At 41.0% G+C, this 22,227-nt stretch carries 17 protein-coding genes; 14 read left to right on the top strand and 3 right to left on the bottom strand.

The annotated features are described in order from the left end of the window. Positions 1-23: 23 nt before the first annotated feature. Complete coding sequence (locus FN809_RS10155; protein ID WP_142533404.1) at positions 24-1,133, bottom strand: efflux RND transporter periplasmic adaptor subunit; 1,110 nt, start codon at positions 1,131-1,133, stop codon at positions 24-26. A gap of 72 nt (positions 1,134-1,205) precedes the next feature. After that, complete coding sequence (locus FN809_RS10150; protein WP_142533403.1) at positions 1,206-5,549, bottom strand: CusA/CzcA family heavy metal efflux RND transporter; 4,344 nt, start codon at positions 5,547-5,549, stop codon at positions 1,206-1,208. Between the two features lie 743 nt (positions 5,550-6,292). Between FN809_RS10150 and FN809_RS10145 the strand changes: the two genes are divergently transcribed. The 13 genes from FN809_RS10145 to FN809_RS10085 all read left to right on the top strand — a co-directional run bounded on the left by FN809_RS10145 (position 6,293) and on the right by FN809_RS10085 (position 18,509). Further along, entirely contained in the window at positions 6,293-7,834 is a 1,542-nt protein-coding gene (locus FN809_RS10145) for an acyl-CoA carboxylase subunit beta (protein ID WP_142533402.1), read from the top strand. A gap of 104 nt (positions 7,835-7,938) precedes the next feature. Further along, positions 7,939-9,429 (top strand): acetyl-CoA carboxylase biotin carboxylase subunit, encoded by a 1,491-nt coding sequence (locus FN809_RS10140; RefSeq protein ID WP_142533401.1) that lies wholly within the window; start codon positions 7,939-7,941, stop codon positions 9,427-9,429. Between the two features lie 151 nt (positions 9,430-9,580). Next, the gene (locus FN809_RS10135; RefSeq protein WP_142533400.1) at positions 9,581-10,102 is read left to right on the top strand and encodes an acetyl-CoA carboxylase biotin carboxyl carrier protein subunit; all 522 of its coding nucleotides are present in this window, start codon (positions 9,581-9,583) and stop codon (positions 10,100-10,102) included. Between the two features lie 110 nt (positions 10,103-10,212). Then, positions 10,213-10,632 (top strand): hypothetical protein, encoded by a 420-nt coding sequence (locus tag FN809_RS10130; RefSeq protein WP_142533399.1) that lies wholly within the window; start codon positions 10,213-10,215, stop codon positions 10,630-10,632. Between the two features lie 319 nt (positions 10,633-10,951). Beyond that, the gene (locus FN809_RS10125; RefSeq protein WP_246095570.1) at positions 10,952-11,368 is read left to right on the top strand and encodes a C40 family peptidase; all 417 of its coding nucleotides are present in this window, start codon (positions 10,952-10,954) and stop codon (positions 11,366-11,368) included. Between the two features lie 163 nt (positions 11,369-11,531). Next, positions 11,532-12,116, top strand: a complete 585-nt coding sequence (locus FN809_RS10120) for an FKBP-type peptidyl-prolyl cis-trans isomerase (RefSeq protein ID WP_142533397.1) — start codon at positions 11,532-11,534, stop codon at positions 12,114-12,116. Positions 12,117-12,158: 42 nt separating this feature from the next. After that, a complete protein-coding gene (locus FN809_RS18075; protein ID WP_142533396.1) occupies positions 12,159-12,965 on the top strand; it encodes an FKBP-type peptidyl-prolyl cis-trans isomerase in 807 nt (268 codons plus the stop codon). A 119-nt stretch (positions 12,966-13,084) separates the two neighbouring features. Further along, on the top strand, positions 13,085-13,543 hold the full coding sequence (locus tag FN809_RS10110) for a peptidylprolyl isomerase (protein ID WP_142533395.1): 459 nt from the start codon (positions 13,085-13,087) through the stop codon (positions 13,541-13,543). Between the two features lie 19 nt (positions 13,544-13,562). Then, positions 13,563-13,937, top strand: a complete 375-nt coding sequence (locus tag FN809_RS10105; RefSeq protein ID WP_142533394.1) for a DUF3127 domain-containing protein — start codon at positions 13,563-13,565, stop codon at positions 13,935-13,937. A 142-nt stretch (positions 13,938-14,079) separates the two neighbouring features. Continuing rightward, on the top strand, positions 14,080-15,015 hold the full coding sequence (locus tag FN809_RS10100; RefSeq protein WP_142533393.1) for an ABC transporter ATP-binding protein: 936 nt from the start codon (positions 14,080-14,082) through the stop codon (positions 15,013-15,015). Positions 15,016-15,025: 10 nt separating this feature from the next. Further along, positions 15,026-16,381, top strand: coding sequence for an ABC transporter permease (locus tag FN809_RS10095; RefSeq protein ID WP_142533392.1), 1,356 nt, complete (start codon positions 15,026-15,028; stop codon positions 16,379-16,381). A gap of 7 nt (positions 16,382-16,388) precedes the next feature. After that, positions 16,389-17,333, top strand: a complete 945-nt coding sequence (locus FN809_RS10090; RefSeq protein WP_142533391.1) for a Ppx/GppA phosphatase family protein — start codon at positions 16,389-16,391, stop codon at positions 17,331-17,333. Between the two features lie 12 nt (positions 17,334-17,345). Then, a complete protein-coding gene (locus FN809_RS10085; RefSeq protein WP_142533390.1) occupies positions 17,346-18,509 on the top strand; it encodes a sigma-54-dependent transcriptional regulator in 1,164 nt (387 codons plus the stop codon). A gap of 67 nt (positions 18,510-18,576) precedes the next feature. Here the strand turns inward: FN809_RS10085 and hydF are convergent, their stop codons facing one another. Next, positions 18,577-19,779, bottom strand: a complete 1,203-nt coding sequence (gene hydF, locus FN809_RS10080; protein ID WP_142533389.1) for a [FeFe] hydrogenase H-cluster maturation GTPase HydF — start codon at positions 19,777-19,779, stop codon at positions 18,577-18,579. 166 nt (positions 19,780-19,945) lie between these two features. On the opposite strand from hydF, the gene FN809_RS10075 reads away from it, so the two are divergent. After that, entirely contained in the window at positions 19,946-22,180 is a 2,235-nt protein-coding gene (locus FN809_RS10075) for a PAS domain-containing sensor histidine kinase (RefSeq protein ID WP_142533388.1), read from the top strand. Positions 22,181-22,227 lie beyond the last annotated feature (47 nt).

Genomic DNA, 22,227 nt, shown 5'->3' with positions numbered 1-22,227 from the left:
AGAACCTTAGCCTAAATAACATATTACTCCACTTTAATATGATAAACCCCATTGAGCACTTGTTTGTTTTCCGGTTCATTGTTTAACAGCTCGGTGTAATCGGTATTTTCGCGGCCGGTGATAACTTTGGTTTTCTTGTAAAAATAGGCTTCCTCCGTTTCTTTTTTAAGCACCAAAACAAAATGGGCATTTTCTGCCTTTAATATAGCCGATGTTGGTACGGCAAGGGATGTATCGGACGATAAAAATATATCGCCCTCCACAAATTGATGACTTACCAGGTTGCTACGATCGTGTATTTGGGCAAAACAAACAATTGCTTTGCTAGTAGGATCCACAGACTTTCCTATGCTGTTTATAGTGGCATGTAAGATTTCATTTTGATTATTACCCGAATAAAACTCCACTATTTGTCCGGTGACAAGTTTGTTAATATCGCGTCCAAAAATTGGGATAGACAGGCGAAATGAAGCTGCATCTATAATTTGACTCAATACCGCTAGCGGTTCTACAAATTGCCCCACGGATGCATCTATCCTGGAAACATATCCGCTGATTGGTGCTTTTAGGGCGTAAGTCTCGGAGAAGCTGCCTTCGGCAATTTTATCCGCACTTAAACCTGCGCTTTCGAGTTTCATCTTTAGTGCATTGCTCTTGGCCAGCTCTACTTTATAGTTGCTTTGGATCAGGGTAAAGTCTTTTTTAGTGCCAATATTTTCTTTGTAAAGTGCCTTTATCCTTTCATAGTCTATTTTTAAGCGCTGCAAGGTGGCTAAAGATTCAGCGTAATCTTTTTGCAAATCGATAATGGCATGTCCTGACACGGTGAGAAGTGTTGTTCCTTTTGGTACGTGCTGTCCGGTAACAACTTTTATATTTTTTATGGTTCCTGCTATGGGAGCACTTATAATGGCGTGTCCGTTGGGGGCCGGCACCACACTTCCGGTAAAATGAAGCTTGTTGTTGAAACCGATTCGCTCGGGTGCGGACATCTCCATTTGTTCCGACTTAAATTGGGTTTTGCTAATCTCAATCAAATTAGAAACCGTTTCATTCGTATCTGTGGAGCTGCTTTGGCAAGCCATTATAAATAAGCTCAAGGTCAATAAGGTTATGATTATTGTGTGTTTCATGGTTTTTATTTAGATAATAGGTGGATAGATTAGGAAACAAACGCCTGTCATGGGTCAATAAAGTTGCCTTAGTCATTCGCTAACATACATCAATTCGGTAGTCAACCGGTTGTAATCAAATAAGTTATTTAGATATTCAGTTCTTATTTTCAAGGCATTTTCGTAGCCATTAATAAACTGAAAAAAATCAATTTGTCCCATTTCGTATGATTTGAGGGATGTCCGCATTATTTCTTCCTGCAACTCTTTTCCTATTGCCTCATAGTTTTGTAGCAGTGCTTTATATTTTAAGCGTTCGTTTTGCAGTTTATTTAATCGGCTTTTAAGCATCTCGCTGTTGTACTCATTTTGCGAGGTCATAGCTGCGTTCGATAATTTGGCGGCCTTTACCCGAGCCGAGTGGTTGCCAAAAAACAAAGGTACGGCTACCCCAATTTCAAAGCCATGATAGTTTTGGGCGTCATCATAGGTATTACTCCCTATAAAGTAATGGAGCGACAAATCGGGTAGTAGCTTTTGTTTTTCTACCTCCATTAATGTACGCGAGTAATTGTTTTTATACTGAAACAATTGCTCCATTTCAGAAGCGCTATTATCTCCATCACTCATTGGTGCTGGAGTTAAATTTCCAGCAATCTCAAAGTCAGCTTGGGTATTCATCAGCGTTTTTAATTGCTTGTATTCGCTTTTTATATCCATAAGGACGGCCTTTAGTATGGCCTCAATTTCGTTTCGTTTGGATTTGATGTGCAGCGCTTCCAGTCTGCTTATATCTTCCAGGTTGATGCGTTTTTGTGCAGCTGTATCCAAACGCGCAAACAAACTGTCCAACTCCATGTAAACGCGGTGCTTACCTTTGAGCATCTGGCACTTATAAAAACGCTGCGAAACTGCTTTTTTAAGGGCGTTCTTTTTTAGTTCCAATTTGGTTTGGGCAATGGAAATGTTAATTTTTTGTGCATCGTTATTTTTAAGATACAAGGTAGGAAAGCTGAACTCCTGGGTTATGGCCCATACTTTTAATGGATGACCGTTTTCTGCAATATTATTTTCGTCGGTGCTATAGGACAATGTAGTTTTATCGACATCAAAGGATGTTTTTTTCAATGCCTTACTATGCTCTACTTTGAAATTATAAGCGGCTATTTGCTGATTATTTTGCAGGGCTATTTCAATTATCTCGTCCAAATCTAATTTCTTTTGCTGGGCATTGATTGCCAGAATGGGGGTAAGAAGCAATAGTAGTAACAGGGTAGTTTTGCTTCTGATTACCCTGAAGGGGAAAAATTTAATGGCCTTTACATTGTAAAACAATTCGAACATAAGTGGCAAGGCAATCATGGTAAGCATGGTAGAGGTTATTAATCCCCCAATAACAACGGTAGCCAGCGGGCGTTGCACTTCAGCTCCTGCACCGGTTGAAATAGCCATAGGCAGGAAGCCCATAGCGGCCGCTCCTGCCGTCAACATTACCGGACGCAGTCTGTCCCTGCTCCCTTTAATGATAAGCTCGCGCATGGTGTACTTGCTTTCGCGCTGCAACTCTTTTAAGTGTTCTATTAACACAATGCCGTTTAAAACAGCCACACCAAAGAGGGCAATAAAACCTACCCCGGCCGAAACGCTGAACGGCATGCCGCGCAACCATAACAGCAGTACCCCGCCCACGGCCGAAAGGGGGATGGCCGTATAAATCATGATGGCGTCTTTTAAGGAGCCAAAGGCAAAATGCAAGAATACAAATATGAGCAACATGGCCACCGGAACGGCCAGCATTAATCGCTTGGTGGCATTTTGCAGGTTCTCGAATTGTCCGCCATATTCCACGTAAGTGCCAGGTTGCAGCTGCACTTTAGCTTCAATATTAGATTGGATGTCGCGAATCACCGATTGCAAATCGCGCTTGCGCACGTTCACTGCCACCACCACGCGCCTATGGGTGTTGTCGCGCGATATTTTTGCAGGGCCGGTGGTATATTCAATTTCGCCCAACTCCGAAAAGGGTACCTGGCTTCCGTTGGGCAATGGTACTTGAAGGGCACTGATGTTGCTTATGTCGGTTCTATTGTCCTGATTAAAGCGCATCACCATATCAAAACGGCGCTCACCCTCAAAGACCACCCCAATTATTTTTCCGCCGAAAGCAGCCGAGAGGTAGTTGTTTAGCCTGTTTACATCCACGCCATAATAGGCTATTTTACTTCTGTTATAACTCACTTTTACTTGTGGCAGGCCGGTCGTTTTCTCTAATATAATGTCGCCGGCTCCCTCTACATCGGCTATCGCATCCCTTATTTCGTTTGCCTTTTTGCTGATGTAATCTAAATCTTCGCCAAAAATTTTGATGGCAATATCCGATCTTACTCCTGTTATTAACTCGTTAAAACGCATTTCGATGGGTTGTGTAAATTCATACTCAATGCCCGGAATTATTTCTAAAGCCTCTTTAAACCTATCGGCCAGTTGCTCTTTGCTGCCTGCTTTTACCCAGGTGTTTTTCGGATGCAGCTTAATAATCATGTCTATTTCCTCCATCCCCATAGGGTCTGTTGGTACTTCTGCGGCACCAATTCTACAAACAATCTGATCTACTTCGTCGGGGAAGTTTTTTATCAGAATATTTTCCATCTGTGTAGTTGTTTCCACGGTTTTACTTAAGGACGTTCCGGTTTTCAGCACGGGTTGAATCACAAAATCGCCCTCGTCGAGCGTCGGCACAAACTCGCCACCCATACTATAAAACAACCCTCCGGTAAACAGCAACATTATTATGGCCGAACCCAATACCAGGCGTTTGTGTTTACAGGCCTTTTCGATAACGGGCTCGTACGAGCGCTGAACCCATGCCATCAATTTGTCCGAAAAATTGGGCTTTTGATTTACTGCGGGGCGCAAAAATAACGATGAGGCCACCGGCAGCCAGGTCAATCCCATAATCATAGCGCCAATAATAGCGAATGAAAAAGCCAAGGCCATGGGTCGGAACATTTTCCCTTCCACTCCGGTGAGCGAAAGGATGGGAATAAAAACAATGAGAATTATTACCTGCCCAAAAATAGCCGATTTCATCATTTTGGTAGAGCCCACAAAAGCTATCTTATCCATGATAGTCCGTCGTTCTTCTGTTGATGCACCCAGGAGATCCTTTTGCTGGAGGGTAATTTTTATGGCAATGTATTCCACTATAATAACGGCACCATCGATAATAATACCAAAGTCGAGGGCTCCCAAACTCATTAAATTGGCATCCACGCCAAACAGGTACATCATGGATAAGGTAAAAAGCAATGCCAGCGGAATCATTGAACCGATGACAAGTGCGGAGCGCAAGTTGCCCAACAGCAATAATACGATAAGTATTACGATGATAGCCCCCAGAATAAGATTTTCGGCCACTGTGGTGGATGTTTTGGCAATCAGCTCGCTGCGTTCTAAAATGGGATTTACAAAAACACCTTCGGGCAGGTTTTCCTGTATCTCTGCCACTCTGCGCTTCACTTCTCTGATTACTTCTTTGGAGTTGGCGTCTTTAAGCATCATAATTTGGCCAAGTACCGTTTCTCCTTTTCCGTTAGCCGTGATGGCGCCATAACGGTTGGCATGCCCATAGCCCACTTCTGCAATATCTTTCACCAAAATAGGAACGCCCTCATTGCGCTCCACCAAAATATTTTCGATATCACTTAGCGACTTCACCAAACCGTCGCCACGGATAAAATAACTTTGGTTTGTTTTTTCGATGTAGGAGCCTCCTGTTATACCGTTGTTTTTTTCCAGTGCTTCAAATACCTGTATTAACGACACGCCCATACTTTTAAGCTTAAATGGGTCTATGGCCACCTCGTATTGCTTTAAGTAACCGCCCCAGCTATTTATTTCAACCACCCCGTTAATTCCGGAAAGTCTGCGTTTGATTACCCAATCCTGTATTGTTCGCAGTTCCATAGCTGAGTATCGTCCCTCATAACCAGGTTTTACATCTACAATATATTGGTAAATCTCGCCCAGGCCTGTTGAGATGGGACCCATCTCGGGTGTTCCGTATGCTTCCGGGATATTGGCTGAGGCACTTTTTATTTTCTCCGCGATTAACTGGCGTGGCAAATAAGTGCCCATGCGCTCCTCAAACACCACGGTAACCACCGAAATGCCAAATTTTGATATGGAGCGTATTTCAACTACACCCGGCAGGTTAGCCATTTCCATTTCCACCGGAATAGTTATAAATTGCTCAATTTCCTGAGTGGATAGATTCCCGGAAGTAGTAATAATCTGAACCTGATTATTGGTGATGTCAGGTACAGTACCCACCGGTATTTTTACAATGGCATATACCCCAAACACTACGATGGATATAGTGAACAGAATGACAATGAGTTTATGCTTTACGCTAAAATCAATAATTTTTTCGAGCATGGTTAGTTTGTCTGCGTTGAAGAATGTTATCCGACTATAAATTTAATCAAATGATTGACATAATCAGAATATTGGTGTTTATTTTTAGGGGAGTTCTTTTTTTATAAAAATTAGCAGATTCTATCGGATAATAGTTCATCCTTCAACCAAACTTGTAATACCTCATGCGGTTCGTTGTTGGTGTTGGCAGAAGGTGAAAAATAATGAGTTTTCAGTCTAAAGCTATTTTCTATAAAATGCCTTGAGAACTTGTTGATAAATGCGGAAGCATTTAACCTTAAAGAACTGCCAGTATTCTGAAATGGATTAGCGTAGGGTTGTTGCGATATAATATCGCAACTGTGATTGTTTTTATATTATCAAACAATGCGTGGCTTTGAAGAACTGTACATTTATATCCTAAATTTCTTCAAGCAGTTCTGCATATTTCAATCCTTTTAAAAGCTTGATTATATAATGTTTATATGGCCTTAAAACAAAGTGAAATTGTATTTGAACAAATAATTCAAACGGTTTATTTATGCTATGCAACACTTCCTTTTTCGGTTTTGTGCAATTTATCTTGTTATTTTGCGAACAAAAATAAACGATAAACAAATAAGAATAGTTTATTGTTATCCGTACGCCAAACCTACTGTTATTGAGTCAAGAAAACTTTTTAAATGTATAATCCACTATACGCAGGTGGTGCGCATTTATTTAATAAAAAAACGGTAAAACACCATTAAAACAAACATAAACCTATGAACGACAATAGGATACCTTTTAAGCGATTTCATTTGCGAAACGAGAGTTTGCAAGAGCAATACGATGAAAAATATTACACGAAACAACATGCCAAAGGTAAGCTTACTGCCAGAGAGAGAATAGACTTTTTAATGGACGAAGGCAGTTTTAGAGAAATTGATGCCTTTGTTAAACCGCTGGGGCGGGAAAATCAAAAAGAATATGGCGACGGAGTTATTGTGGGATACGGAACCATCAATGGCCGTAAAGTATTTGTATATGCGCAGGACTTTAATTTTATGGGAGGATCGCTGGGGTCGGTACATGCACGTAAAATTCAAAAGGTGCAGGAAATGTCCTTAAAAATGGGTCATCCCATTGTGGGGCTTATCGATTCGGGTGGTGCCAGGATTCAAGAGGGCGTAGCCAGTCTGGCAGGTTATGCAGGTATTTTTTTGCAAAACGTAAAGAGTTCTGGCGTAATTCCCCAGATATCTGTTATTTTGGGGCCTGCAGCGGGAGGAGCGGTATATTCACCTGCGCTTACTGATTTCCGCTTTATGACCCGCGACACCTCTTATATGTTTGTCACCGGACCTGAAGTGGTGAAAGAAGTGTTGAACGAAGATGCCACCTTTGAGGATTTGGGAGGTGCCGAAATACATGCTACCGAAAGTGGAGTGGCCGACATGATATTTAGCGACGAAGAGCATACCTTGATGGGGGTTAAAAAACTATTGAGCTATTTGCCGTCGAACAATGTGGAGCATCCACCGGTAAATAAAGATGAAGACATTGAACCGGGAAAACCCGAAAAACTTTCTTTGCTATTACCCGACGATGCCAACAAACCCTATGATGTGGTGGAAGTAATTCGTTTGATAGTTGATAAGGGGTCCTTTTTGGAGGTAGCCGAAAATCATGCCCAAAATATTGTTATCGGTCTGGCTCGTTTAAATAATGAGGTAATTGGTATTGTAGCTAACCAACCTAAGGTATTGGCCGGTTGTTTGGATATAAACGCTTCCAAAAAAGCAGCTCGTTTTGTGCGTTTCTGTGATTCTTTTAATATTCCATTATTGGTTTTAGAAGATGTTCCGGGCTTTATGCCGGGCAAATATCAGGAGCAGAACGCCATAATTATGCATGGAGCCAAATTGTTATATGCTTTTGCTGAAGCCACCGTCCCAAAAATTACCGTTATCCTGCGTAAAGCATTTGGGGGAGCCTACATTGTTATGAATAGCAAAAATATGGGTGGCGATTTTAATTTTGCGTGGCCTACTGCACAGGTAGCAGTAATGGGTCCTGAAGGTGCCGTTAAAATACTTAACCGCAAAGAGCTGGCAGAAGCAGAGGATCCCGAAGAGTTGAAACGCCAGCTGGTGGCCGATTACAAAGAAAACGTAGCTAACCCGTATGTAGCCGACGAAAAGGGTTATATCGATGAGGTGATAGATCCTGCAGAAACAAGAGAGGTAATTATTAATGCTTTTGCACTACTCGAAAATAAATTCGAACAGAGTCCAACGCGTAAGCATGGGAATATGCCACTTTAAAAAACGCAGTGTCAAGTCGTAAGTGGAAAGACTTTGTTGACTTGAAGCTATAAAATAATTGTCTTGTGTCATGATAGTCATGTCTTGATACTAATAATATCATTATGAAAATAAATTCAATCTTAATTGCCAATCGAGGCGAAATTGCTATTCGAATAGCACGTACTGCAAAACAAATGGGTATAAAAACCTATATGTTCCTTTCGCATCACGAACCCAATGCCCTGCACCTGGATCATGCCGACGAGGTAATCGATGTTTCAGACAATACGTATATTAATGTTTATACGAACATCGACAAGCTCATAGAAACGGCATTGGAATATAAGATAGACGCCATTCATCCAGGCTATGGTTTTTTATCGGAAAACCCTTATCTGCCCCGCGAGTGCGAACGCAACAATATCACCTTTATCGGTCCTTCGTCCAAGGCTATTTATCAAATGGGCAATAAAGGAATGGCACGCGATATAGCGCTCAAAAATGATATACCCGTACTGCAAGGGAGCGAGGGCGTGATAACCACCCTTGCCGAAGCCGAAGAAACAGCTAAAAATATTGGCTATCCCATTATACTTAAAGCTGTGGCCGGGGGGGGCGGTAAAGGTATGCGAGTGGTACGCAAAAAGTCAGAGCTGCCCCTCATGTTTAAATTGGCTACCAACGAAGCGAAAGCGCTTTTTGATAACGATTCCATGCTGATAGAAAAATATGTGGAAAATCCGCGGCATGTAGAGTTTCAGGTGCTTGGAGATAAGCATGGTAACCTGATACACCTGTTTGAGCGTGAGTGCAGTATTCAGCGTAAGCACCAAAAGCTTTTGGAGGAAGCCCCTTCTGCTGCATTAAACGATGAGTTGCGCGCGAAAATTGGAGCCGACGCCATAAAAATTTGTAAAGCCACGAATTATTTTAGTGCCGGTACGGTAGAGTTTCTGCTAGATGATGAGCTGAACCATTATTTTATGGAGATGAATACACGGGTGCAGGTGGAGCACCCTATTACCGAAGAAATAACGGGTGTAGACATCATTGAGCAACAAATAAAAATTGCGCAAGGCGAGGAATTACAGCTAAAACAGGAAGACATTAAAATTAACGGCTGGGCCATGGAGTTACGCGTAAACGCGGAAGATGTGCAAGCCGGTTTTGCACCATCAACGGGTTTGATAGAATTGATGGAAATACCCAATAAAAAATATCTTCGCTGCGACTCCGGTTACCAAACAGGCAAAGTAGTTATCTCTAGTTTTGACTCTCTTGTGGCTAAACTTATAGTTACGGGAAAAACGCGTAACCAGGCCATCAAAAACTGTCGTACTGTACTAAGCGATACGGTTATTAAAGGTGTTAAAACCACCCTGCCCTTTTTTAAACAGGTAATGCAAACACCCGCCTTTGTAAAAGGAAAATACACTACTTCTTTTATCGAAAAAGACTTGGTGCAAAGCTTCTTTCAGGAAGATGACGAAATTATTGCAGCCGCCGCTTTGGCCATGGAAGCCTATTTAAAAGAGCAAACCATAATAAATACTGGCGAATTGGGCGACAAACAAGTGTCGGCCTGGGCCATGAGTAAAAAAATAAAAGGATGAGTTTAGACGCATGCCTGCAAGCCATCGGTTGCCAAGAGCTTGCCGTCGGTTCTACTGGCAGGATGGGGCAATAGGCTTAGAGATAATAGAGCAAATGATTTAACCTCTAACCTATAACTTCTAATCTTTTAATCTCTTAATCTATCAAAAGATGAAATTATTACATTCAACCAAAAATTATACGCTCACCGGAGAAAAAAAAGTTAATATACAGGTTCGAGACGGTAAGCTGCATAAAATAAACAACCGAAAAGCATCCATCGATATCGAATACATTGATAGCGATGAGTTTATGATTAAAGTAAACGAAAAAACACATATAGGCGAGGTGCTTAGCCTAAAGCAAAACGAGGTTTCGGTAATGATAAATGGCAACACGTACCACTTTAACATCGATACCGAACTGGCTAGCAAGCGAAAGGAAAAACTGACCAAAGACGCAGGGAAAAAAGTAGCTAAAACCAATGCACCCTTACCGGGTGAAATTGTAGCCGTACTCGTGAGCGAAGGGCAAGAAGTACATAAAGGTGAGCCGATAATGATTTTGGAAGCTATGAAGATGCAAAACGAAATTACAAGCCCCATAACCGGAAAGATTAAAACCTTACATGTAAAAGCCGACGAAACGGTGATGAAAGATCAGGCTTTGTTTGAAGTAAGTCCCGTGAAATAACCTTATAGCATAAGGGGTATTTTATCTTTGCAGCAACGACTTTGTTCAGTTTTTATTAAACATTAAGTGCCCAATGTGGTTTCTTATATTCACACTTAAAAAAATAATCAATGAGAAATCCGATGTTAATCGTACACCTATTGTCGGTGGTTATGTTTGTGGGAGCGGCATTGTCGGCATTTGTGCTTAGTAAGACAGCCAACAAATTTGAGCCACAATTAAAAATGGCTGTAAACCGTGCTTTGTTAACGCTCAATTATTTAGGAAAAACAGGACTTACATTACTCGTTATTACGGGTGGTTATTTAATGACGCCTTACTGGGCCGCCCTGGGAGTTATGCCTCTGCTAATAACCAAGCTTTCTGTTGTGGGAGTGCTCATCGTTGTGCTGGTAATTTTAAGCATTAAAGCAAAAAAAGCGAAAAAGCAACCAAGCGAAGGAAGCTATGGTGCGGTAAATAAACTCAATACGTTAAGCTTTGCATTAGGGCTTGTTACAATCATATTGGCGGTGCTGGTGTTTGGGTAAAGCCCACGCATTGCCCGGTTTAATACAGCTAACTCCTCCGGTTGAGGAGAGAGCCGGAGGAGTTAGCTGAGTGCATTAAATGGGACAAATAAATTGCATATAGTGGCGTTTATGAATCATGGATTTCTTAAATCAGTTTGTATGCCAAATTAGGGGTGATATTAATATCCTTCATATGCCACATTCAAAAATCAAACTTCTACCACTAATTTTTATTTGCATCTCAGTATTCACATTGGGGGCTTGTTCCAAAAATACTTATCCACTCAAAAATGTTAATCGTACCGTAAAGACAGTTAATAGAGAGCTGATTAAATTCATGGAACAAGGATTTGAAAAACCGCTCAATACTTATGGTACCGATGCCAATGAAGTAATAAAAACAGCACAAGAGTATCTCGGGGTCCCTCATTGTATGGGGGGCACCACCTCAAAATGCATGGATTGTTCAGGATTGCTGTTCACTGTTTTTAAAAAACATGGCATTGTATTTCCGCGAAGCTCCGAAGAGCAAGCCCGATTTGGGGTGTATATTTCGGATCGTAGCCAACTGAAACGGGGTGATTTGGTGTTTTTTGTACGTTCCTATAAAACAAGCAAGTATATTACGCATGCTGGTATTTATATTGGCAACAATAAATTTATTCATGCTTCTTCATCACAGGGGGTCAGCATTACTTCACTTAGCAATATATGGTGGAGCGAACGGTTTATTTTTGGTACAAGGGTGTTTTGACCCACCTAAAATAAATACGAATTCCAAATTATGACCTTGACAATCCGAGGATATGCAGATAACCCTTAAAATCTGCTTAAAGATTTTAGCATATCTTGTTTCCTATTTTCTAAAATCCTACATTTGCCAACGTTTTTTTATATTAAATAAGGTTTAAAGATACATGGAAAAGTTAAGTTATTCGTTGGGAATGAGCATTGCTAGCAATCTGCAAAAATCAGGGGTTACCCAATTAGATCAGCAAGCATTTGCACGAGGGGTAAAACACCAGCTGGAAGCAACACAAACGGAAATTACGCCCCAGGAGGCCAATGAAATTATCAATGGTTTTTTTACAGAATTGCAAAGCAAGCAGTTTGAGGCAAACATAAAAGCCGGTCAGGAGTTTCTAGCTGAAAACGCAAAACGTAAAGAGGTTGAAACCTTAGACAGTGGCCTGCAATATGAGGTAATCACTTCGGGTTCGGGCGAAAAGCCAAGTGCCCAAAGCAACGTTAAATGTCATTACCACGGTACGCTGCTCAATGGTAAAGTATTCGACAGCTCGGTACAGCGTGGCGAACCAGCCGTTTTCCCGGTGAATGGCGTTATTGCCGGATGGGTTGAGGCATTGCAACTAATGTCCGTAGGATCAAAATGGAAGCTTTTTGTGCCTGCCAACTTGGCCTATGGCGAGCAGGGTGCAGGTCAGGATATTGCTCCGCACAGTACCCTTATATTTGAAGTGGAATTATTAGAAATTGTATAATCATATTTTTTATCTCACCTATTTTTATCACACTCAGAAATCATGCAAATTAAAAATCTAATTTTAGCGCTTGTAGCTGTTTCGGTAATGGCCGTTTCGTGTACGCAAGGCCCAAGTGTAAAAAAAATTACACTGAAAAATGAAACCGATAGTATTAGTTACGCTCTGGGATACTTAAATGCTGCCGGTATGTTGCAACAGTTCCAGGGACCGTTCGACACCATTAACACTGCGGCACTGGCCGCTGCTTATGCTGATGCCGGATTTTCGGACCAAATGAAAGAAGGTTTGTCGCAAAGCTTTGACAGCATCGACTACAATACGATGAAAATCGGTTTTATCAACACCCTGTTGAATGAAAAAGATGCTGCCTTTGATCAGCAAACGGCTAACACATTTTTACAAGCTGCTTATCAGGCCGCTCAGGATCGTAAAAATATGATGCCCGGTATGCCTGCTTTCGACAATAAAAAAGCCGGTGATGAGTTTCTATCCCAAAACGCGGATAAAGAAGGTGTGGTTACTACCGCCAGCGGCTTACAATACGAGGTATTGAAAGAAGGTAAGGGGCCCAAGCCAACAGCCGAGGATAAGGTAAAAGTACATTATCATGGAACCTTGTTAGATGGTACTGTGTTTGACAGTTCAACAGATAGGGGAGAACCTGCCACTTTTGGTGTAACCCAGGTAATACCCGGCTGGACCGAAGCATTACAGCTAATGCCGGTTGGTTCAAAATACAAGCTGTACATTCCCGGCGATTTAGCCTACGGTACCAGGGGGCAGGGGCAAATAGGACCCATGCAGCTTTTGGTATTTGAGGTAGAACTACTGGATATTGAAAAATAGTAAGGCTTATTATTATTTTTAAGGATAAAAAGGAGGGCTTAGGTCCTCCTTTTTTATTTGATGTTGTAGGGATAAATTGTACATTTGTTGGTTCAAATAAAAATTAAATAAATTGCATAATGACAAAAGCAGAAATACATAGCGACAAGGGTGTTATGAAGGTAGAATTATACGAAAAAGAAACACCGAAAACAGTAGAGAATTTTGTAAAACTCTCGAAAGAAGGCTTTTATAATGGATTGGCTTTTCATCGTGTTATCCCTGATTTTGTGATTCAAGGGGGTTGCCCCCTTTCAAAAGATATGAGCAATGCAAGAGTAGGTACCGGTGGACCGGGCTATCAGATTGATTGCGAAACCGACGCCGACAAGCAGTATCACGATAGGGGGGTGCTTTCAATGGCTCATGCGGGAAGAAATACCGGAGGCTCGCAGTTTTTTGTGTGCCATAGCCGTACTAATACTGCCCACCTGGACGGCAATCACACGTGCTTTGGAAAAGTATACGAAGGATTGGACGTGATAGATGCCATTGAAGTAGGCGACGAGATACAGCGTATAGAAATTATAGAAGAATAACCACTTACAAGCCGGATAGATGAATTTTGAATTAACAGGAAGCTTAATAGTAAAGGATGAGGAACAAGCAATTACCGCATCCTTTAAAAAGAGAGAATTTGTAATAGAGGTAGCCAACGAGCGTAACTCCGACTGGAATGATTATATCAAGTTTCAGTTAACCCAGGATCGTTGCGCACAGTTAGATCCCTTCAACTTGGGCGAAGCAGTTAAAGTTAGCTTTAATGTGCGGGGTCGTAAATGGGAAAAGGACGGAAAAGTAAATTACTTTTCTAATCTGGAGGCCTGGCGATTGGAGAAAGTACAGCCCACCGCAGACCCGGGTACTCCACCACCACCTTATACTGAAGCTGAAGTGCCACCAGCAGGTGAAAACGAAGATCTGCCATTTTAAATAGTGGCTTGTTAAATTACCAGCAAAAGCCGACCGGGAAACCGATCGGCTTTTGTTGTTTTGTTAACAATAGCAAAAAGAAATTAGCTATTAATTTATAAAATCTTATTTTTGAGAAAAAATAACTCCCTAATATCCCATTATGAATTTATTGGAAGCCACTGGGGTGGTGAAAAAATTTGCCCATCATCTCGCATTGGATCATCTGGACGTGCAAATTCCGGAGAATCAGATATTTGGATTGCTGGGACCCAACGGTGCCGGTAAAACTACATTTATCCGTATCATCAACCACATTACCATGCCCGATAAAGGCGAGATTTTCTTTAATGGAGTCCCCTTAAAATCGGAGCATATTTATAATATAGGGTACTTGCCCGAAGAGCGTGGATTATACAAGAAAATGAAGGTAGGGGAGCAGGCCCTCTACCTGGCTCGTTTAAAAGGTATGAGCAAACAAGATGCTTATAAAAAATTAAAATATTGGTTTGAGAAATTTGAGATAGGTGCCTGGTGGGATAAAAAGGTAGAAGAGCTATCTAAGGGCATGCAGCAAAAGGTACAGTTTATCGTTACAGTTTTGCACGAGCCCAAACTGCTTATTTTTGATGAGCCTTTTAGCGGTTTCGACCCCATTAATGCCGGTATCCTTAAAACGGAAATTTTGGAGTTAAAGAAAAATGGAGCTACCATTATTTTTTCTACCCATAACATGAGTTCGGTTGAAGAACTTTGCGACAATATTTGCCTTATCAACAAATCAAAAAGTATATTAAAGGGGAATATTGACGAGGTAAAACAAGCATTTAAAAATAACGAAGTGATGATAGAGTTCGTTGGCGACGATGCACTCTTTAAAGAAAAACTAAACGGTGGCTATCAAATACAATCGCTAAAGAAAAGCCACGGCGGCTATAGTGCCATCATAAAAATGAACGAAAGCGACCATAGCAATCAACTCATATCTGAATTGTTACCGTTTTTTAAAATTCGTTCGTTTCAGGAAATATTGCCTGGCATGGACGAGGTTTTTATCAAGGCCGTTGAAAAATCAAACACAGACCAATTAGCCCGTTAAACTTAATGTTATGAACAAAATTGCATTGATTATCCAGCGGGAATATTGGACCCGTGTAAAGAAGAAAAGTTTTATTATCATGACTTTTTTGAGTCCGATAATATTTGCAGCTATGATGGTTGTTCCGGCTTGGCTGGCGTCACAGGAGGACACCAAAGAAAAAGTAATTGCCGTTGACGATGTATCGGGAAGGTATGCCCCGGCACTTCAAAACACCTCATACATTCGCTATCAAGCTATTGAGGATGTCGACAAAAGAAATAGCAGGCAACAGCTAACAAAAGAGTTTGATGCACTTTTGGTTATCAATACGGATTTGTTACAAAATGAGCCTGCTGTTCAGTTATACTCCGATGGGCAAATAACCATGGATATAACCGATAATATTAAAAGCAACCTCAACCGCCATCTACGGCAACTGAAATTAGAAAGCTACAATATTGAAGGGCTGGATAGCAAGATAAAAGAAATAAATAACCTACGGGTTAGTATTAAAACCATTCGCCTGGATGAGGATGGAACCGAAAAGCAGAGTAGTGCTGAGTTTGCTATGGTTATCGGAATAATATCTGCCTTTCTTATTTATATTATCATGATAATGTATGGCACCCAGGTTATGCGGGGTGTGATAGAGGAAAAAACAAGCCGTATTGTTGAGGTGATGATTTCGTCGGTTAAACCGTTCCAACTAATGATGGGAAAAATATTAGGTATTGGTATGGTAGCACTGACCCAGTTTTTTTTATGGATAATACTTACCGTTGGCGTGGTGGCTGCTGTTCAAACTGTGTTTTTTAGCACCAGCGAAAAAGTACAGATAACACAAAGCATGGAGGTTGCTAACCAAACGCAAGCAGATGAGGAGGTTGATGCCCGGGAAGCAAAGGCGCAAACTACGGAAGCCGGTATCAATAAAGTAATCAGCATGTTAAAAGATGCTAATCTGCTCTTGATATTGGGCATGTTTGTATTTTATTTTATCGGAGGATATTTGATATATTCGGCTCTTTTTGCCGCCATAGGCTCGGCCATCGACAACGAAACAGAAACCCAGCAGTTTATAATGCCGGTGATGATACCTTTGATTCTATCGATATACGTGGCTATGGCTGTAATGCGAAATCCTCATGGAGATATTGCCTTTTGGTTTTCTATGGTTCCACTCACTTCGCCCATTGTAATGATGTCCAGAATACCCTTTGATGTACCGCTATGGGAATTATTGTTGTCGATGTTGGTTTTGGTGGCTTCCTTTATATTGTTCACCTGGTTTGCTGCAAGGGTATATCGTACAGGAATTTTGATGTATGGTAAAAAAGTGAGTTACAAAGAAATTTGGAAATGGTTTATACAAGCCGGAAACTAAAACACTTATGCATATTGCTATAATAGACCTGGGAACCAATACGTTTAATTTGCTGATTGTAAGGGTTAATCGGGATAATGACTATACCATCCTGTTTGAAAATAAGCATCCTACTAAGTTAGGGAAGGGGGGCATCAATAAAAATACCATTACGCCCGAGGCTTTCGAACGGGGTTTTGTGGCTTTGCAAACGCATTTGGATACCATAAAAAAATTCGATGTAGATCGTATTCATTGCTTTGCCACCTCGGCTATTCGCTCATCCAGCAACGGAAAGGAGTTTGTGGCGGCAGTAAAAGATAAATTTGGACTGGATATCATGGTTATCCAGGGGGCACAGGAAGCGGAATTAATTTACGACGGTGTAAAACAGGTGTTTCCCATAGGAGCGGAAAACGTGTTGATAATGGATATCGGTGGCGGAAGTACCGAGTTTATCATTGCCAACGTTAAAGGGGTACAATGGAAGCAAAGTTTTGAACTTGGTGTGGCGCGCATATTTGATCAGGTAAACCCGTCTGCGCCCATGCAAAGCAAACAGGTGGAGCAAGTGAATACAATGATTTTAGATAGCCTGGAGCCTTTATTTTATCAACTCAAACAACAACCCATAGGTGCATTGGTAGGCTCATCCGGCTCCTTTGATATTATTGCAGCTATGGTGGCAGCGCATGTGCATCCGCATTTAACCATGAGTAAGCTAACCAGCTATAAGATAATGAAAACAGATTTTGAAGCGCTCAATGCTACTTTTTTAAATACCACCATCGAGGAGCGTTTAAAGCTCGAGGCGATGGATGTGGATAGGGTAGAGGTTATTGTTTTGGCATCTGTTTTTATTAAGTTTATGGTAAATCATTTAGGGTTAAATCATTTTTATCAATGCAATTACGCCTTAAAAGAAGGGGCTATTTATCAGATATTGAATAATAAATTAAAGGTAAGTAGATAAACACTATCAGATATGGCAAAAATATTGGTTATCGACGATCAAAAAAGTATTCGCAACACGTTAAAGGATATTCTGGAATACGAAAAACATGAAGTGGCGCTGGCCGAAGATGGCGAAATGGGCGTTAAATTATTCGATAAGGATAAATTTGATTTAGTGCTGTGCGACATAAAGATGCCCAACATGGATGGAATGGAGGTGCTGGAAGCTATAATGGCAAAAAGCCACGATACACCTGTGGTAATGATATCCGGACATGGCAACATTGATACTGCGGTGGAAGCCATTAAAAAGGGCGCCTATGATTTTATTGAGAAACCGCTGGACTTGAACCGGCTATTGGTAACCATTCGGAATGCCTGGGAACGTAAAGATTTGGTGACAGAAACCAAAGTGCTGAAAAGAAAGGTGAGCAAAACCTATGAAATGATTGGTGAATCGCCCGCCATAACTCTGGTTAAGGACATGATAGATAAGGTAGCACCTACCGATGCAAGGGTGCTTATTACCGGCGACAACGGAACGGGAAAGGAGCTGGTGGCACGCTGGCTACACGAAAAAAGTAACCGTGCCGATCAGCCTTTTATTGAGGTCAATTGTGCTGCCATACCGTCCGAACTTATCGAGAGTGAACTTTTTGGCCACGAGAAGGGAGCCTTTACTTCGGCGCACAAGCAACGCAAAGGTAAGTTTGAACAAGCTAATGGAGGTACCATCTTTTTAGATGAGATAGGGGATATGAGCCTTAATGCACAAGCTAAAGTTCTGCGGGCGCTACAAGAAAACATCATTAGTCGAGTGGGTAGCGATAAGGATATTAAAATAAATGTTCGTGTTTTGGCCGCTACCAATAAAAACCTGAAGGAAGAGATACAAAAGAATACCTTTCGAGAGGATTTGTATCATCGCTTGAGCGTAATTTTGATACATGTTCCGGCATTGAACGATCGTATAGAGGATATACCCCTGCTGGCCAAACACTTTAATAAAGTAATCTGTAGCGAGCATGGTATTGCCGAAAAACAAATTGACGAATCGGCCATTAAGCAATTGCAAAATATTAATTGGACGGGTAATATACGTGAATTTCGCAACGTGATTGAGCGGCTGATTATCCTAAGTGCTGATAGTATTTCCGCCGATGAGGTGAAGCTGTATGCGATGCATCAAGGGTGAAAATAGTTGTTGATATTGAATAATAGGCAGGCAGAAACACACACGGGGGTAAAAATCAATTTTCACTTCACTTTTTTTTAACCTGTACAAATGGTGCAATTGCACGCTCGTATATACCCAGTAAATAGGCAATGGCCATACCATAGTTAGTAACGGGTATGCCGGCATCAATGGCTGGTTTTAAGCGGTTTATCAATTGCTTAGGCGATATCATACAGCCCCCGCATTGAATAACCAAGGCGTAACTATTTATGGGGTGTGGTAAATTGTCGAAACCCGAAACTACATCGAAGGTGTGTTGCTTTCCGGTAAAGTCCCTTATCCATTGGGGTATTTTGTGCCTTCCAATATCCTCGCACGACACTTGATGGGTGCACGATTCCAGCAGCAATATCTTGTCTCCTTCCTTTAGTTCAGATAGTTGAGGTGTGCCTTTTAGATAAGTGGCAAAATCGCCTTTATAGTGTGCAAGCAGAATACTAAAACTGGTTAGCGGTATGTCCCTGGGTAGGGATGTATCGGCCTTTAAAAATACCTGGCTGTCGGTGATGGCCAGTGCCGGCACAATACCGGTATTCTTTAAAAAGGCATCCACCGCAGTCTCCTTCAGTACTATACACACTGCGTGGTTATCAATAACATCGCGTATGGCCTGCACTTGCGGCAGTATTAAACGTCCGGCGGGGGCTTCTGTGTCTATTGGCGTAATCAATAGCACAATGTCATTATGCTGAATAAGGCCGCCAAGCAGGCTGGGATTAACATATGCAGATTCAGGTATGCAACGGGTAATGGACTGTATTAGCGGGTTGACGTCCATATCCTTATTAAAAACCAAAAAGTCGGCACAACCTAATGAGATAGCTTTCGCTTTTATACTCGCCATAGGGGCAAATAAATCACTCTTGCTGTAAACCACTATAAAAGGTACATCATTTTGCTTAAACTTTTCGATAATTTGAAGTTCAGGCTGGTCGAGTCTATTATTGCTAATCAACAATATAGCTAAATCGATTTGCCTTATGGTCTTGCGCGTTTTTTCGGTTCGTTTTTTACCCAGTTCGCCTTCATCATCAAAACCCGCGGTGTCCACTAGTACCACCGGTCCAAAACCTGTAATCTCAAACGACTTTTTAACCGGGTCGGTAGTAGTTCCGGGTATTTTCGATACAATAGCAATTTCCTGATCTGCCAATTTATTTATCAGTGTACTCTTGCCATAGTTTCGCCTTCCAAAGATGCCAATATGTGCCTGTTTGTCTTTCGCCATTTTTTTTATGCAAGATAAATAATTATGTGTTTGTTTTTTGAATACAGCACCGAAACCAGCCAATTAAAAATTGGGCTTGAGGCATATTTTTAAATTTTTTTAAGTCTGGCAATCATAACAAATTGGACAAAAAATTTTTTTTCACGTTATTGTATATAAACGTCTGATGCCACACACAACGATAGGTATGATTCATCTGGAGGAATTACAATTAGCTATAAATGAACTACAAACTATTGTGGTTGTTACCGATATAAACGGTAATATCCGATATGTGAACAATGCTTTTCAGGAGAAATATGGCTATACACCCGAAGAGGTTATAGGACGCAGTACGCGGCTTTTAAAATCAGATTTCCATGGCAAGCACTTTTATAAAGAGTTGTGGAAAACGATACATAGCGGCGAAACGTGGGAAGGCGTTTTCCTGAACAAAACTAAATCGGGACGTTTGATATGGGAGGAGGCAAAAATATCTCCTGTAAAAATAGATGGAAAAATTGCAGCCTTTATTGCTATCAAGGAAGATGTTACCTACAAAAAAGAACTGGAAGAGCAGTTTCGAAAGGAAAAATTTTTACTGGACGAACTGTTCGACAATGCACCTGTTGGTGTAATTTTATTCGAACCCGAATTTACTGATGAGGTAATTATTGATTTTAAGGTTATCAAAGCAAACCCCATTGCAGCCAATGTTTTTAACAGCTTAGGATTGATGGGATTGAGCTTAAAACAATTTTTACCAGATTTTCCGGATTTGGCGGTACGCGGCAGGTGGATGCTCACAGAAAAGCAAAACTTCGAAATTTATTTTGACAGTATAAATAAGCATTTAAATATGCGCACTTTCCCATTGGAAAATGAGCGTTTCTGTATGTATGTGTACGATGTTACGCCTTACAAAAACACTATTTCGGCGCTTGAAGAAAGCGAACAACGCTACTCGAGCCTGGTTGAAGACTCTCCTGCTTTAATCAGACGCTATAATAAACAGGGTATTATTAGTTATATAAATCGTAATTATGCCGATTTTTTTAACAAGGCACCTGAACAATTAATAGGCAGCAACATTTTCAATCTGCTCAGCAAGGTTCAGAAGGAACAGCTTAAGGCAGGCCTGAATGGCTTATCTATCCACAACCCAATAATTGAATATGAGCAGAATATCCAACTCCCGGATGGAACCGTTAGGTGGAAGAAATGGATTGATCGTGCGCTGATAGATGCAGAAGGAAACATAGCTGAATTTCAATCGGTAGGGATGGATTTTACCCAACTAAAAAAAGCAGAGAAATTATTAGAGGAACAAAAGAGTAGACTTGACGCTATTTTCGACAATGCCATCATGGGCATCGGAGTAATGAACAAGCAAGGTAACATGACCATGTTGAATCACAGGCTTAAAGAAATGTTTGAGTACGATTTGGATGTCGCACCCGGTAACTGTAATTATTTTGATCACATTTTGAATGAAGACCAGGAAGTAGTACAGGACAACTTTAAAAGGCTTTTTAGTGGAAAAATAAAGCACTTTAACATTCAACGGAAATTTATAACAAAAAAGGGAAAAGAGTTTTGGGCCGATATATTTGCATCCCCAATAACTATGGTTAATGGTAAATATACGGAGACAGTAGGCCTGATGATAGATATTACGGAGAAATATAAAATGCAGGTCGAGCTAAAGGAAAGTGAACAAAAGCTTAAAAAGCTGAACAACACTAAAGACAAGTTGTTTAGTGTTATCGCCCACGATATTAGAAACCCCTTTAATGCCATATTGGGTTTTTCTACTATGCTAAATAAAAGGATAGATGAATTTAGTAAAGACGAGGTGAGGGAATTTACCAAACGTATATTGGAAGCGAGTGAGCAAACCTATAAGCTGCTGGAAGATTTACTTACCTGGGCAAAATCGCAATTAGGTCAATTGCAAGCCAGGCAGGCAACCTTCGACCTCAACGTTATTGTTAAGGAATGTATTGAATCGCTGGGTGCCATTGCGCAAGGCAAAAATATCCGGCTAATTAATAAAGTTAACGAAAACACCTTGGTTACTACTGATGTAGAGATGTTTAAGTTTGTGATACGAAACCTGATTCATAATGGTATTAAATTTTCACATCGCGACAGCACGGTGGAATGTGGAATTATATCAGGCACCAACGCCGATACGGTGACCTTATATGTAAAAGATTATGGCATAGGTATAAAGCCGGAAAAACTAAAGGTGTTGTTTAATTTGGAGGAGTTTTTATCTACAAGCGGTACTTCTCAGGAAAAAGGAACAGGCTTGGGATTATCCTTATCAAAAGAAATGATAGAACTGAACGGTGGAAGCATTGAGGTGAGCAGTATTGTGAACATGGGGTCAGAGTTTAGAATTACCCTTTGTAGGTAGGTAACGCCTCCTCATATACCCCATGTACGGTTTTCAGATTTTTTTAA

The organism is Saccharicrinis carchari, from assembly GCF_900182605.1.
Lineage (GTDB): Bacteria > Bacteroidota > Bacteroidia > Bacteroidales > Marinilabiliaceae > Saccharicrinis > Saccharicrinis carchari.
The sequence above is the reverse complement of the archived record's forward strand: the minus strand, read 5'-3'. Positions and strand labels throughout refer to the sequence as shown.

Bases quoted from the DNA above. Each gene is read 5' to 3' on its own strand.
- FN809_RS10155 (WP_142533404.1), bottom strand. From the start codon at position 1,133: ATGAAACACACAATAATCATAACCTTATTGACCTTGAGCTTATTTATA.
- FN809_RS10150 (WP_142533403.1), bottom strand. From the start codon at position 5,549: ATGCTCGAAAAAATTATTGATTTTAGCGTAAAGCATAAACTCATTGTC.
- FN809_RS10145 (WP_142533402.1), top strand. From the start codon at position 6,293: ATGAACGACAATAGGATACCTTTTAAGCGATTTCATTTGCGAAACGAG.
- FN809_RS10140 (WP_142533401.1), top strand. From the start codon at position 7,939: ATGAAAATAAATTCAATCTTAATTGCCAATCGAGGCGAAATTGCTATT.
- FN809_RS10135 (WP_142533400.1), top strand. From the start codon at position 9,581: ATGAAATTATTACATTCAACCAAAAATTATACGCTCACCGGAGAAAAA.
- FN809_RS10130 (WP_142533399.1), top strand. From the start codon at position 10,213: ATGAGAAATCCGATGTTAATCGTACACCTATTGTCGGTGGTTATGTTT.
- FN809_RS10125 (WP_246095570.1), top strand. From the start codon at position 10,952: ATGGAACAAGGATTTGAAAAACCGCTCAATACTTATGGTACCGATGCC.
- FN809_RS10120 (WP_142533397.1), top strand. From the start codon at position 11,532: ATGGAAAAGTTAAGTTATTCGTTGGGAATGAGCATTGCTAGCAATCTG.
- FN809_RS18075 (WP_142533396.1), top strand. From the start codon at position 12,159: ATGCAAATTAAAAATCTAATTTTAGCGCTTGTAGCTGTTTCGGTAATG.
- FN809_RS10110 (WP_142533395.1), top strand. From the start codon at position 13,085: ATGACAAAAGCAGAAATACATAGCGACAAGGGTGTTATGAAGGTAGAA.
- FN809_RS10105 (WP_142533394.1), top strand. From the start codon at position 13,563: ATGAATTTTGAATTAACAGGAAGCTTAATAGTAAAGGATGAGGAACAA.
- FN809_RS10100 (WP_142533393.1), top strand. From the start codon at position 14,080: ATGAATTTATTGGAAGCCACTGGGGTGGTGAAAAAATTTGCCCATCAT.
- FN809_RS10095 (WP_142533392.1), top strand. From the start codon at position 15,026: ATGAACAAAATTGCATTGATTATCCAGCGGGAATATTGGACCCGTGTA.
- FN809_RS10090 (WP_142533391.1), top strand. From the start codon at position 16,389: ATGCATATTGCTATAATAGACCTGGGAACCAATACGTTTAATTTGCTG.
- FN809_RS10085 (WP_142533390.1), top strand. From the start codon at position 17,346: ATGGCAAAAATATTGGTTATCGACGATCAAAAAAGTATTCGCAACACG.
- hydF (WP_142533389.1), bottom strand. From the start codon at position 19,779: ATGGCGAAAGACAAACAGGCACATATTGGCATCTTTGGAAGGCGAAAC.
- FN809_RS10075 (WP_142533388.1), top strand. From the start codon at position 19,946: ATGCCACACACAACGATAGGTATGATTCATCTGGAGGAATTACAATTA.